This is a genomic window from Stenotrophomonas sp. SRS1 (assembly GCF_026130205.1).
Classification (GTDB): Bacteria; Pseudomonadota; Gammaproteobacteria; order Xanthomonadales; family Xanthomonadaceae; genus Stenotrophomonas; species Stenotrophomonas rhizophila_B.
Map to the genome: position 1 here is coordinate 715,208 of NZ_JAINFD010000001.1, position 13,028 is coordinate 728,235.

13 protein-coding genes and 1 riboswitch are annotated in these 13,028 nt (G+C 66.4%); of the genes, 4 read left to right on the forward strand and 9 right to left on the reverse strand.

Going from position 1 to position 13,028, the window contains the following annotated elements:
* Positions 1 to 57 precede the first annotated feature (57 nt).
* Positions 58 to 153, reverse strand: a riboswitch (TPP riboswitch).
* 39 nt (positions 154 to 192) lie between these two features.
* The 3 genes from K4043_RS03130 to K4043_RS03140 all read right to left on the reverse strand — a co-directional run bounded on the left by K4043_RS03130 (position 193) and on the right by K4043_RS03140 (position 4,089).
* The gene (locus K4043_RS03130) at positions 193 to 1,329 is read right to left on the reverse strand and encodes a phosphotransferase (protein ID WP_265308173.1); all 1,137 of its coding nucleotides are present in this window, start codon (positions 1,327 to 1,329) and stop codon (positions 193 to 195) included.
* Between the two features lie 99 nt (positions 1,330 to 1,428).
* Complete coding sequence (locus K4043_RS03135) at positions 1,429 to 3,627, reverse strand: hypothetical protein (RefSeq protein ID WP_265308174.1); 2,199 nt, start codon at positions 3,625 to 3,627, stop codon at positions 1,429 to 1,431.
* Between the two features lie 72 nt (positions 3,628 to 3,699).
* Positions 3,700 to 4,089 (reverse strand): RidA family protein, encoded by a 390-nt coding sequence (locus tag K4043_RS03140; protein ID WP_265308175.1) that lies wholly within the window; start codon positions 4,087 to 4,089, stop codon positions 3,700 to 3,702.
* Between the two features lie 139 nt (positions 4,090 to 4,228).
* Between K4043_RS03140 and K4043_RS03145 the strand changes: the two genes are divergently transcribed.
* Positions 4,229 to 5,146 (forward strand): LysR family transcriptional regulator, encoded by a 918-nt coding sequence (locus K4043_RS03145; RefSeq protein WP_265308176.1) that lies wholly within the window; start codon positions 4,229 to 4,231, stop codon positions 5,144 to 5,146.
* Positions 5,147 to 5,181: 35 nt separating this feature from the next.
* On the opposite strand, the gene K4043_RS03150 is transcribed toward K4043_RS03145, so the two are convergent.
* Entirely contained in the window at positions 5,182 to 5,559 is a 378-nt protein-coding gene (locus K4043_RS03150; protein WP_265308177.1) for a hypothetical protein, read from the reverse strand.
* A gap of 183 nt (positions 5,560 to 5,742) precedes the next feature.
* Here K4043_RS03150 and K4043_RS03155 point away from each other — a divergent pair, with 183 nt between their 5' ends.
* Together K4043_RS03155 and K4043_RS03160 are read left to right on the forward strand one after the other, a co-directional pair.
* The gene (locus tag K4043_RS03155) at positions 5,743 to 6,879 is read left to right on the forward strand and encodes a histidine kinase (RefSeq protein WP_265308178.1); all 1,137 of its coding nucleotides are present in this window, start codon (positions 5,743 to 5,745) and stop codon (positions 6,877 to 6,879) included.
* A complete protein-coding gene (locus K4043_RS03160) occupies positions 6,876 to 7,652 on the forward strand; it encodes a response regulator (RefSeq protein WP_265308179.1) in 777 nt (258 codons plus the stop codon). The genes K4043_RS03155 and K4043_RS03160 overlap by 4 nt, the downstream gene beginning before the upstream one ends.
* A gap of 28 nt (positions 7,653 to 7,680) precedes the next feature.
* Here K4043_RS03160 and map read toward each other — a convergent pair whose 3' ends face one another.
* The 3 genes from map to K4043_RS03175 all read right to left on the reverse strand — a co-directional run bounded on the left by map (position 7,681) and on the right by K4043_RS03175 (position 9,163).
* On the reverse strand, positions 7,681 to 8,448 hold the full coding sequence (map, locus tag K4043_RS03165; RefSeq protein ID WP_265308180.1) for a type I methionyl aminopeptidase: 768 nt from the start codon (positions 8,446 to 8,448) through the stop codon (positions 7,681 to 7,683).
* Complete coding sequence (locus K4043_RS03170; RefSeq protein WP_088433419.1) at positions 8,445 to 8,657, reverse strand: ParD-like family protein; 213 nt, start codon at positions 8,655 to 8,657, stop codon at positions 8,445 to 8,447. Before K4043_RS03170 ends, map begins: the two co-directional genes overlap by 4 nt.
* A gap of 74 nt (positions 8,658 to 8,731) precedes the next feature.
* A complete protein-coding gene (locus K4043_RS03175; protein WP_265308181.1) occupies positions 8,732 to 9,163 on the reverse strand; it encodes a RidA family protein in 432 nt (143 codons plus the stop codon).
* Positions 9,164 to 9,308: 145 nt separating this feature from the next.
* Here K4043_RS03175 and K4043_RS03180 point away from each other — a divergent pair, with 145 nt between their 5' ends.
* Entirely contained in the window at positions 9,309 to 9,776 is a 468-nt protein-coding gene (locus K4043_RS03180) for a DUF3806 domain-containing protein (protein WP_265308182.1), read from the forward strand.
* 15 nt (positions 9,777 to 9,791) lie between these two features.
* Here the strand turns inward: K4043_RS03180 and K4043_RS03185 are convergent, their stop codons facing one another.
* Both K4043_RS03185 and K4043_RS03190 read right to left on the reverse strand, forming a co-directional pair.
* Positions 9,792 to 10,694, reverse strand: coding sequence for a cation diffusion facilitator family transporter (locus K4043_RS03185; protein ID WP_265308183.1), 903 nt, complete (start codon positions 10,692 to 10,694; stop codon positions 9,792 to 9,794).
* A 28-nt stretch (positions 10,695 to 10,722) separates the two neighbouring features.
* Positions 10,723 to 13,011, reverse strand: coding sequence for an Orn/Lys/Arg decarboxylase N-terminal domain-containing protein (locus K4043_RS03190; RefSeq protein WP_265308184.1), 2,289 nt, complete (start codon positions 13,009 to 13,011; stop codon positions 10,723 to 10,725).
* Between the last annotated feature and the right edge of the window lie 17 nt (positions 13,012 to 13,028).

Consider the following 13,028-nt stretch of genomic DNA (forward strand, 5'->3'; position numbering starts at 1 on the left):
ATCAGCTGGGGGAGACGAAGCGAAGGCACGCACGCGCACCGACCCATCACGGCGGTATGCCTGCTGCTCAAAGCTCCCTACGCCGGTGCAAACCGGATCAGGTTCCAAGGGACTCTCTCAGCCTGGTTTCACCAGGCACCCCCGCTTCTGTGACTATTTCACTACAAACCGTACGGATTTGCGAGCCTGCCCTCAGGCGGCGGCATGCAGCGCCTTCAGCAGGCCCTGCCCTGCCGGGGTGCTGAACCAGTCAGCATGCCCGAGCAGGAAGGTGTGGTAGGCCACGTCGGCATTGGCCGGCGAGTGCGTCACGCCCTCGAAGTACTCCACTTCCGACAGCGCGAAGTCGAGCTGGACGATAGGAAGCAGATCGGCCAGCAGGTGCACGCGCTCAGCACACAGCGGCACGATCTCGCGGTAGCCGGCCAGCAGGGCCAGCGCGATATCCACGCGCACGGCCGCCTCGCCGCTTTCCAGCGCCAGCCAGGCCACCGCGTTGCGTTCAATGGCGGTGGCCAGGTCGAACAAGGCACTGGTCGGTGACGCCAGGCCGACATCGAGCACGGTATCCACCACGTAACTCTCGCCGTCCGGACGCCAGAGCAGGTTGGACACATGCCAGTCGTTATGCGCCCAGAGGCGGGGTTCGGCCTGCAGCCGTTTGGCCAATCCGGCGTGCCACGGCAGCACCGCCCGCTGCAGATCGGCCTGCCAATCCTGGCGCGCGAGGTAGGCCGCCAAGCCCGGACGATCGTCGAGTCCGGCCTGAAGGGTGGCGATGGGATCAGCGGCGCGGATCAGATCATCGCGCGCGACCAGCAGATGGGTGTTGCGCTGGGGCGCGTGATGGCTGGCGGACGCATGATGCAGTCGCGCCAGCATCCGGCCGGCCTCGCGCGCCTGTGCGGCGTCGGTCAGCAACGTCCAGGACGGCGCATCGCGGTAGATGTCCTGGCCACGGCCTACGGTATGCAGCTCGTAGGTCCAGCCATCGTGTTCGACCGCGGTTGCGCCGTCCCGATCATGCAATACCTCGACCACGGGTACGCCCTGAGCGGCGAGGTGCTGGAGCAGGCGATGCTCTTCGGTCAGCCCGGCCGCGCTGCGTACGCTGCCATGGTGACGCTTGACGAACACCCTGCCCTGTTCGCTCTCGACAATGGCGGCGGCAGACATCGGCCGCGGGCTGTGCCACAGCACCTGGCTCGCTTCGCCCAGCTGCGGAAACCGGTCACGCAGCCAGGTGACCTCCCGGTCGGTGATGGCGGGCCAATCGGCGGCCACCTCATCGTTGTTGAGGCCTTGGACGCGGTGGGGGCTGTTGCTCATGGGATAACGGGTCGATGACGGCGAGAGGCACGCTGTCACCAGACAGTGGGCGCGGCGAGGATACCAAGCCGGGCCCACCGAGGGGAGCCAATCACTCCCTCAGGGCGTGCCGTTGCCCTGCTTCGTGGCGGCCTGCTTGGCCGGCAGCAGCCGCGGCTGCTCGGCATACCAGTCGCGGGCGCCGGCAAGGTGCCACTTGCGCTGCTCGCCCTGCAGCTCGATGCCGGCCCCCAGCACGCCCCAGCGCAGGTAGAGATCGCCGCGGCGCTTGCCATGACTCAGATCCAGCCGCGCCTGCAGGGACAGCCGCTCGTTCTCGGCCTGCAGATCCTCCACGATCAGCTCGCCACTGCGCCAGCGCAGTTGCCCACTGGCCTGCACCTCCCCGGAATCCAGCATCCCGAGCACCCAGCGCGGGTACTCGCTGCGCTGGGCGAACACGCCGAGCAATGGCCCGGCATCGCGCAGGCGCAGGTCGGCCAGGCCATCCACCTGGAACGGCGCGGCCGCATCGATGTGGCCACTGCGGATGGCCACCTTGCCCCACCAACGTCCGTCACTTTTTTCATCACCCACGTGGATGTTGCGCAGGTCCACGGTGGTGCCACCAAGATCAAACTGGCGGCTGTCGAAATCCGCACGCTGCAGACGCGCCCGCAGTTGCGCATCGCCGCGCATCGCGATGCCCGCCACACTGAGCCGGGCCCCGGTGCCGCGTAGATCGGCACTGCCCTTGCCTACCCGACCGGAGGCATCCAACGACACATCACCGCTGAGCAGACCGGTACCGCCGAGCAGGCGCACGTTGTCGTTGCCCAGATAACGGTTGTAGGCGGTGAGGTCGGGCACCCGCGCATCGGTGAAGCGCAGCTGGGCGCGCATACCATCACTCAATTCCTTCAACCGCGCATCGCCGCGCAGGGTCAGCGCCAGCTGGCGTCCATCGAACAGCACCGCCTTCGGCGCATTGGTGGGCGCAGCCTGGAAGCGCGGGATCTGCACCTTCAGTTCTGCCTGCGGTGGTTCGCCCTCCACGATCCGGCCCTGTGCGTGGGCGTCGCCGCGCATCCTGACCCCTGCAACCTCGGCCACGGCAGCCACCTGCGGGATATCCACCGTGCTGCCCGGCGCCAGTTGACCATCGGCGAGGATGACGTCTGCCTTGAGCAGCCCACCGCCATCAAGGTGGAACCACGGCTTTTTCACGAACAGATCGCTGATCCAGTTGAGCGACTGGAACTGCCAGGCGCCCTGCACTTTGCCAGACAGCCGTGGAAGCAGCTCGGCCGGCGCCTGGAACGGAATCTTCCGGCCGGTCACGCGCAGATCGGCATTGAGTTCGCTGCCCGTTTCCGGGTCACGCGGGAGCCGGGCCTGGACGCGCATGTCCTGCGCCACGTCCAGTTGCAGCGACAGCAGGCCACGGTCATCGGCGTGCACGCCGGCATGCAGGGGCAGCCGCCAGACCAGCCGGCTGCCCGGTCGCAGCGCGCCCTCTTCCAGGGTCACGTCCGCGGTGAGGCGGGCATTGGAGACCGCACTGCCCACTTTGACGTGCGGGCCACCGGTGTCGATGCGCAGGCCTTGGCTGCGGGCATCGATCTGCAGCTGCGCCCAGGTGATGCCAAGTTTCTGCAGTCCCGGCGCGTCGTCACGATAGTGCCGCGGGAAGTGGAAGCGCGCGGCGATATGGGCATCGTCCAGCACGTTGACCCCGTCGAAACTGACCTGGGCATCATCGAAGCCTGCCGTGGAATCGAACAGCTCCGACGGCCCGCCCTTGAGCTGCTTGAGGAAACCGACATTGCCGCGCCCTTGACCGACGATCAGCAACTTGCCGAAGCGCCCACTGCGGATGGTGTCGCTGTGGATCGCATCGAACCGCAGCGTCCAGCCACGGTCACCCCGCGGCGGCGGGGGAATGGCCTTTTCAACCCGCTCGACCTCGGCTTCAACCCCCGTGGCATCAATGCGCGGAATGCGCACTTCCTTGCGCAACAGCGCCGGCAGATCGATCCAGGCACTCGCCCGGTCGGCACGGAACACATACTGCGTGCGATTGGCCTGGCCGCGCATGCGGATGTTCCAGACCACGGCCTGCCCGGGCAGCAGGGTCAGCGCCGGCCCGGTCTGCATGGTGAACTTTTCAGGTTTGCGGTTGGTGACCGCATCGAACAGCGGCGTATTGAGGAACACATTGCCCGCCAGCAGGTACAGCGCATACAGCGCCAGCAGCGACAGCAACGCCACGCGCCACGGCCGGGGCCAGCGCTGCACGCGCTCGGGAATCAGGGGCATGTGGGTCCGCAACAGGAAGCAGGATGACGGCCCACTATCGGCAAAATGCAGCCGTGATCGCGTGAAGGCGTGCTACGGAAGCTTCGCGATCACCTTGATCTCCACGTCGAATCCATACAGCCAGGTCACGCCGATACCGGTGAGCGTGGGATACGGCGCCTCGCCCCAGTACTCCGGAACGACGGCCCACACCCGCTCGAAGATCTGCTCGGGATTGACCAGGAACACGGTCACGTCGACGACATCATCGAACGTGCACCCGGCCGCGCCAAGCACCGCATTGAGGTTGTCGAACGCACGCCGTACCTGCGCCTCCAGCTCGGGCTCGGGCGAACCATCTTCGCGGCTACCAACCTGCCCGGACACGAACAGGAAGCCATTGGACCGTACTGCCGGCGAGTAGCGGTTGCGCTCGTACAGGGCCTGGCGGCCCGGCGGGAAAACGACGTCACGTGTTGCCATGGTCAACCTCTGCCCTGGGCCGATGAACGGCTCGTCATGAATGAAACGCCACAGTAGACCGCCATGGGCACCTGATAAACGCGGCCGCCCCGCCAACATTGTTTGTAGAATCCAAACAATCAGCCCCCGTGGAATGCAGATGGACCGGTTCGACGCAATGCAGGCCTTCGCCAGGGTGGTGGAAACCGGCAGCTTCACCAAGGCCGCCGACACGCTGCAGATGAGCCGCACGACGGTCACGCAGCTGGTACAGCACCTGGAGGCCCGGCTGCGGGTGCGCCTGTTGAACCGCACCACCCGGCAGGTGAATGTCACCGCCGATGGCGCGGCCTACTACGCACGGGTGATCCGGCTGCTGGCCGACATCGACGACGCTGAAACCAGCCTGTCCACTGCGGCGGCGGCGCCTCGCGGGCGCCTGCGGGTGGACGTGCCCGCCCCATTCGCGCGGCTGGTGCTGGTGCCGGCCCTGCCCGACTTCCTTGCCCGCTATCCGGAGATCCAGCTCGATCTGGGCGTCAGCGATCGCCACGTGGACCTGATCGACGAGAACGTGGACTGCGTGATCCGGGGTGGACAGATCACCGATCAATCGCTGGTCGCCCGCCATATCGGCGATCTGCAGGCCGGCATCCACGCCTCGCCTGCCTACCTGCAGCAGGCGGGCATCCCCGCGCATCCGCAGGACCTGGAGCAGCCCCCGCATCGCGTGGTCGGCTACCTGCGCTCGCGCAGTGGCACGGTTCTGCCCTACACCCTCCAGCGCGGCGACGAACAGGTCACCGTGAAGGGGCACCGCCTGCTCGCGGTCGATGATGGCAACGCGTATCTCGCCGCGGGCGTGGCGGGCCTGGGCGCGCTGTGGCTCCCCGACTACATGGCCGCCCCGCATGTGGCCGCGGGCGAGCTGGTCCGACTGTTCCCGGAGTGGCGCATCGATGCGATGCCGCTGCACCTTGCGTTTCCCCCGAACCGGCATGTCAGCGCCAAGCTTCGGGTCTTCATCGACTGGGTCGCGGCACTGGTGGAGCAGCGCATGCCGCGTATGCGTCCGTAAGCGCGGACGGCGAACGGCACTCGCCGCGCCCCCTGCTACCGGCCACGCGTTGGCGTCTGTGACTCCAGCGCAACCGCACGATCATCGGGTGTTTTCTTCAGCGGCGCGATGACCAGTGTGTCGCCCCTGCACACATCCACATCGCGGTAGACCACCCGTCGTCCGTTGCGGAACGCCACGCGAAGGTCGAACCGGCAGCCTTCGTCGGCCAGGCGGATCATGGTGCTGCCGCCGCCACCCGCAAGAATATCGATCGACCGCGGCGCAAACGCTTCCGTGCCAGCTGGCGCGACATCGACGGTCACCACGCTGTCGTGCGCCCGGTTGAGCAGACCCAAGTAACGCGCCTGTCCGCCGTGGGCGGCACCGGCGAGCAGCAACGAAACGAGCAGAAGGGGGCGGATCAGGATCATGGCGGTGCTCCAGGCAGGTGATGGACACCCGCATCACGCGCCCGCCGGCCGGATCGGCCAACCGATCCGGGACGAATCGTCGCCACGACCAGGCCAATCGTAATGGGCCGTCATGGCGCTTCCCGCCCTCCCGCCGCCTGCCTAAGATGAGCGTCGCCAGAGATGCCTGGCCCGGAATCGACCATGTACATTCGCCTCGGCAGCACCCGGATCCGCCTGTCCCGCTACCTCGCCCTGTGGACGGCGGTGGCCGTGGTGTTCGCCCTGCAGACCTCGATCAACGCCGGCCTGCCGAACAGCCAACAACCCCTCTGGGATCTCCTGCGCTGGTCGCTGATCCAGTGGTACACCTGGGCTGCCCTGGCACCCACGGTCTTCCGCCTCGCCGAGCGCTTTCCGGTACGCGGCAGCGGGCGCCTGCACGGGCTCGGCGCACAGGTGGTGGCCAGCGTCGGCATGACGTTCATCGCCATGGTCGTGGGCGCGATGGTCTCCACCTTGTTCGAGCCGAGCGGTTTCTTCGAGCAGCTGGGTTACTTCCTGGAGCAGCACTTCGCCATCGGGCTGCTGACCTACTGGACCCTGTTCGCGATCCAGCAGGCCATCCATTTCCACGCCGAGAAGGCCCGCCGTGAACTGGAGGCGAGCCACCTGGCCACCGAGCTGGCGCAGTCGCGTCTGCTCTCGCTGAAGTCCCAGCTGCAGCCGCACTTTCTGTTCAACACCCTGCACGCGATCATTACCCTGCTCGACGAGGACAAGGTCTCGGCAGAAGACATGCTGTTGCGCCTGAGCGACCTGCTGCGCGCGTTCCTGGAAGACTACGACGGCCAGGAAATCAGCCTGCGCCAGGAACTGGACCTGATCGAGCTGTACCTGGGCATCCAGCGCACCCGCTTCAAGGATCGGCTCACCACCCGCACGTACATCGCTCCGGACACGCTGGACTGCGCGGTGCCCAGCCTGATCCTGCAGCCGCTGGTGGAGAACGCGCTGCGCCATGGCATCGGCCAGCGCGTGGGCAGCGACACGATCGAGATCGAGGCCCGCCGCGATGGCGACACGCTGTGCATCGAAGTGCGCAACCGCAACAGCACCCTTTCGGCCGAACCAACGGCATCGGCCGGGCACGGCATCGGCATGTCCAATACACGCCTGCGCCTGAAGGAACTGTACGGCGATGCCGCCGATGTCCGGCTGGACATGCTCTGGCCAGAGGGCGTGGCCTGCCGCATCCGCGTGCCGTTCCGTGAACTGGACAGTGCCGACGAGGCACCCGAATTCACCCCGGGTACAACGCCGGGGATCGCGCCGGCATGAGCCTGACCGTGCTGGTGGTCGATGATGAGCCGATCGCCCGGCATGCGATCGTGCGGTTGCTGCGCGATGATCCCGAGATCGACATCGTCGGCGAATGCGGCGATGGCATCTCGGCGGTCGGCGCGATCCGCAGCCACTCACCGGACCTGGTGTTCCTGGACATCCAGATGCCCGCGATCAACGGCATGGACGTGGTGGCCACAATCGGCGCGGCGCGAATGCCGGCCACCGTGTTCGTCACCGCGTACGAGCAGTACGCAGTGAAGGCCTTCGAGGCCAATGCAGTGGACTATCTGGTCAAGCCGTTCAGCCGGGAGCGCTTTGCCGCCACGCTGCAGCGGGCGAAGGCGCGGCTGTCGGCGGCGAGCGGCGTGGGCGCACAGGCCTCGGCGCAGATCCTGCAGGCGCTGGATGCACTGCGCCAGCGGGACGACTACCTGCAGCGCATCCCGGTGCGGGTCGATGAGCATGTGGTGCTGGTGGCGGTGGAGGACATCGTCTGGATCAAGGCGGCACGCAACACGGTCGAGATCCACCTGGTCGACCGCATGCACGAGCTGCGCGAGACCATGACCACTCTCGCTGCCCGGCTGGATCCGCGGCATTTCGCGCGCGTGCATCGCTCGGCGATCGTCAACGTGCGCCGGGTCAAGGCGATCCATCCGTGGTTCAACGGTCACCACGTGGTGACCATGGACACCGGCCAGCAGCTGCGCATGAGCCGCTATCAGAACGAGGCGTTCCTCAAACTGGTGTCCACGCGCAGCGAATGAGGTCGCCGAGCCAGGTCCGGTGGCCGCGTCAGCGCACCACGCGCTCGTCTGCCCGCAACGTTAGTACGTCGACGCCATCGGCAGTCACCAGCACCGTATGCTCGGCCTGCGCCGACAGTTTCCCGTCGCGGGTGGTCACGGTCCAGCCGTCGTCACTCATGTCGATGGCGGCGCGGCCCTGGTTGATCATCGGCTCGATGGTGAAGGTCATGCCCTCCTCCAGCTCCAGCCCGTCGCCGCGGCGCCCGTAATGCAGCACCTGCGGTTCTTCGTGCATCTCCTGGCCGATGCCATGGCCGCAGAATTCGCGGACCACGCTGTAGCCATGCGCCTTGGCATGCTGCTGGATCGCAAAACCGATGTCGCCCAGCGTCGCCCCTGGGCGCACCACGCCGATCCCCTTCCACATCGCCTCGCGGGTCACACGCACCAGCCGCTTGGCCGCGTAGTCCACCTCGCCGATCAGATAGGTCTTGCTGGAGTCGGCGATGTAACCGTCCTTCTCCAGCGTGATGTCCAGATTGACGATGCTGCCGCTGCGCAGGATCACATCCGGTGAGGGCACGCCATGGCAGACCACGTTGTCGATGGAGGAATTGAGCACGTAGGCAAAGCCGTACTGGCCCTTGCTCGCCGGGCGCGCGTGCAGCTGATCGACGATGAAACGCTCGACCCAATCGTTCACCTGCAGCGTGCTCATGCCCTCCAGCGGCAGCTCGTCCAGCGCTTCGAACACCTGTGCCAGCAGGCGTCCCGATGCGCGCATCAGTGCCTGTTCTTCAGCGGTCTTGATCATGCCTCGGCCACCCGCAACGCGCCCGGTTCGACCCCGGCGGCACGCAGTTCACGGCTGACGATCTCCTGGTAGCTCATACCCGGATTCATTTCACACAGCATGCCGATCTTGATCCAGAACCCCGCCTGGGCATTGATCGAGCGGCCCGAGACGCCGCTGGCGCGGCGCAGGTTGTCGTGCAGTTCGTCGTCGATGTTGACGATACCCATGGGCGAGCCCTCTGAAGTGATATACACATCATATATGTTTCGTATATCACATGAGAAGGCCCGACCCGGATCGCTCAGCCGGTGTACGCCGTCGCCGCGATCTCGAACAGCATGCCCTCCAGCGCCAGCCGCGGCACCGGGATGAGCGTGCAGGTCGGCGCACGGCCCAAGGGCCAGCGGCGGCCGATCTGATCAGAGAGGATGCCGAGCCGGTCCTGATCGTGATCCACCACCAGCACGGTCAGCGTGGCCACGTCGGCCAGGGTGGCACCGGCCGACGCCAGCGCCAGGCTCAGGTTGTCCAGCGCCTGGACGACCTGCGCCTCGAAGCGCGGCGACAACGCGCCATCGGCGGTCTCCCCGCCCTGCCCGGCGATGTGGATCACGCGGGCGGGCAGCCGCACCACGGCAACGTGGGAATAGCCGTTCGCGGTCGGGTCGTACAGCCCGGACGGATTGATGAAACCAAACAGGCCAGCAGGCGCAACAGGGGTATCGGTCAACATAGGGGAGGCGTCGTCGGGGAGTGAGTGCGCAGTCTCCGGCCTCAACTGCGGTTGAGGTCAACGGCGCGCACTGCAACGCTGCGATGCGCCGTCGCATTGCCCGTGCAGAGCTGCCAGAATCGCGACCGGGCAGCCGGAGAACCGCATGAGCGACAAGGACGTGGCATTGGCCGGGTTTTCGGACCGGGAAAGCGCGTGGGCACAGGAATCCAGGGATCTGGGCCGACAACTGCTGACGATCTATGCCGGCACGAGCGAGGTCACCCCGAACGCGCTGGACACGGCCTTCCGGCGTTGGAAGGCCGACGATGTCGCCCAGCGCCCTGCCGACAACGTCGTGGCGTGCGGCCTGGGCATCCTCTTCGGTGATTACGTGATTGCCCATCGCGGCGGCGATTGGCGCATGCAGACCGACGCCTACGGCACCGACCCGGTGGTGGTCGGCCCCGCCAAGCTCACGCTGTTCCCGGTGGCTTCGGTCTCCAAGCGGATGGCCCCGGACAACGGGGACATCGCCTTCTTCGAGCCCATCTGGGCCAGCCTGCCCCCGGCCCACCTGCCCGACCCCGCGCCGCCCGCACCCTGGTGGCGCCGCCTGTTGGGGCGACCCTGAGTCCCGTCCCCGGCCTCAGGTCCAGGCCGGATCGGCCGTGAAATCGATGGTCAGCCAGAACTCGCTGCCGCGCGCATCCAATCGCTCGGCGATCTCGTCGCGCATCGCGTCCACGTTGCCGATGGTGCCGATCACCGTTTCCGGACGGGTCAGGATGTGGATTTCCACGAACCGCATGCGGCCCATCTTGGCCACGTGGCTGGTGAAATCCAGATAGCCGTGCTCGGCGACGAAGTCCTTCATCACCGCCTGCACGCGCGCATCCAGCGTATCCGGCGCCACCTGCAGCACTTCGCGCATGGCCTTCCAGGCGCTGCGCAGCGGTACCGGCAGCACCGCGACACTGATTGCGGCCAGCACCAGTGGATCCAGGTAGGGAATCCAGTGGGCGTGCTCGCCACCGCGCAGCAGCAGCGCGATCGCGAACGCCAACACCACGGCCAGGCTCATCAGCCCGCTGAGCAGCCAGGCGCGCACGTCCAGCCACAGCAGCGCCGAATGCAGCTGCATCGCACGGGTACGCACGAACGCCGCCATGGCCAGGTTGCTCGCGCACAGTACGGCGGCCCACAGCAGCGCAGGCCCAGCCTTGACCTCATGACCCCCGGTGGTCAGCCCGATCACCGAGTTGGCCAACGCATAGATGCAGGCCAGCGACAGGATCGCGCCGCCGAGCGCCTCCACCATCGGCTCCAGGTGCCAGTACCCATACTGGAAGCGCGGGCTTTCTTCCCGCGCCACCAGCCGCAGCACCGACAGCGCCACCAGGGTCAGCGCCACATCCACCAGGCTGTAGACGCCGTCGAACAGGATGGCCTGCGATCCCACCAACAGGCCGCCGATGAAGCCGATGGCGCTGACCGCCATCGTCACCCCGATGGAGAATGTGAGGACCCGCTGCTCGCGTGCTGTATCCATCGCTGGCCGAAGGTCCTCCGCGCAGGCGTCAGACCTTCAGCACCTCCACCTTGTAGCTCGGCGCGTCGCCGTCGGTGTCGATGATAAGCCCGTGCACATCCGACTCGAAGCCCGGGAAGCGCGCGTTCTGCTCGCGGGCGATCCGCAGCGACTGGATGATCGGCTCATCGCTGGCGCCGAAGCGCTCACCCGGCATGATGGTCGGAATGCCAGGCGGATACGGCACCAGCATGGTGCCGGCAATACGACCGCTGATCTGCTCGATATCGACCCGCTCGATCTGGCCGCGCACCAGGTGGTCGTAAGCCTCGGCCGGGGTCATCACCGGTTCGGGCAGATCCACGTACATCGCGCGCATCACCTGGGCCACGCCGAACTCATCGTTGAAGGCATGCAGCGCATCGCACAGATCGCGCAGGCCCCAGCCGGCGTAGGCGATCGGGAACTCGGCGGCGAGCTGCGGCAATGCGCGGGTCAGCGGCGCGTTGCTGTCGTAGAGCTCCTTGAAGGCCATCAACTCGGTGACCAGGGTGCTCCACTTGCCCTTGGTGATGCCCATCGAGAACAGGAACAGCACCGAATAGAGGTTGGTCTTCTCCACCGTGATGCCACGAGTCCACAGGAACTTGCTCAGTACCGCAGCCGGAATGCCGCGCTGGCCCATCTCGCCGTCCATCGACAGCCCCGGCGTGAGCAGGGTCACCTTGATCGGATCGATCAGCACGTAATCATCGACCAGGCCATCAAAGCCGTGCCAGTGCGCGCCCGGCTGCAGGTACCACTCGCTTCGCTTGGCCACCATCGGGGCCGGCGCATCGCCCTTGGCCAGCGAGCGCTCCAGCTTGTCCGGCTGCCAGACGCTGAACCACCAATCGTCGCGACCCAGATCCTCGCGCACGTGCAGCATCGCGCGGCGGAAGGCGATCGCTTCGTCATGCATCTCCTGCACCAGCGACTCACCGGCCGCCCCTTCCATCATCTTCGAGGCTACATCGCACGCGGCGATCACCCCGTAATGCGGGCTGGTCGTGGTGTGCATCATGAAGGCTTCGTTGAAGCGCTCCGCATCGAGCTCACGGGAGGCCGCATTGCGCACGTGGATCATCGAGGCCTGCGAGAAGGCGGCCAGCAGCTTGTGGGTGGAGTGCGTGGTGAAGATGATCGCATCCTGCTCGCGCGGCTTGCCCTTGGCCATGCCGTAATGGTTCTCGTAGAACGGATGGAACGCGGCGTAGGCATACCAGGCTTCGTCGAAATGCAGGAAGTCGACCGCGCTGCCGATCTCCTCGGCGATTTTCTCCGCGTTGTAGCAGAGCCCGTCGTAGGTCGAGTTGGTCACCACCGCGATGCGCGGCTTTGACCCGGCCTTGTACGCCTTGCTGGCCAGCGGGTTGGCGGCGATGGCCTGCTGCAGCGACGCGGGGGTGAACTGATCCAGGCTGATCGGGCCGATGATGCCGTGCGCGTTGCGGCTCGGAGTGAAGTACACCGGGATGCCGCCGGTCATGATCAGCGAGTGCAGCAGCGACTTGTGGCAGTTGCGGTCGACGAACACCACATCGCCCCGCCCCACGGTCCCGTGCCAGACGATCTTGTTGGCGGTGGAGGTGCCGTTGGTGACGAAGAAGGTATGGTCGGCGCCGAAGTTGCGCGCCGCCTCGTTCTCGGCCTCCTTGATCGGGCCGGTGTGATCGAGCAGTGAACCGAGCTCCGGCACCGAGATCGACAGATCGCTGCGCAGCGTGTTCTCACCGTAGAACTGGTGGAACGCACGCCCGACCGGCGACTTGGTGAACGCTACGCCGCCGGCATGCCCCGGCGTGTGCCAGGAGTAGTTGGACTCGGCCGTGTGGTGGATCAGGGCCTTGAAGAACGGTGGCAGCAGATTGGCCATGTAGTCTTCGGCCGCACGCATCACCTGGCGAGAGATGAAGCTCTTGGTGTCTTCGAACAGGAAGATGTAGCCGTGCACGAATTTCAGCAGCTTGCTCGGCACCTTCTCGATGGTGCGCCGTTCGCCGTACAGAAAGACCGGCAGGTTGGCGCGCCGGGCCGTCTGCTCACGCAGGAAGCCCAGCAGCCGCTGGAACTGCTCGGGATTTTCCTCGGTGCCATCGATGGAGATCAGCACCGCCGAGGCCGCCACATAGGTGCGCGCACCGGCCTGCGCATCGGCCAGGGTCAGGCCGCATAGGACGCGCTGGCCGTTCTTGCGCAACTCGTCCACCAGCGCACGGATCAGGATGCCGCCGATGCGCGGGGATTCGTAGTCGTCGTCGATGACGATGATCGGGTAATCAAGGGACTTGAAGTACACGGGGATTCTCCTGGGGG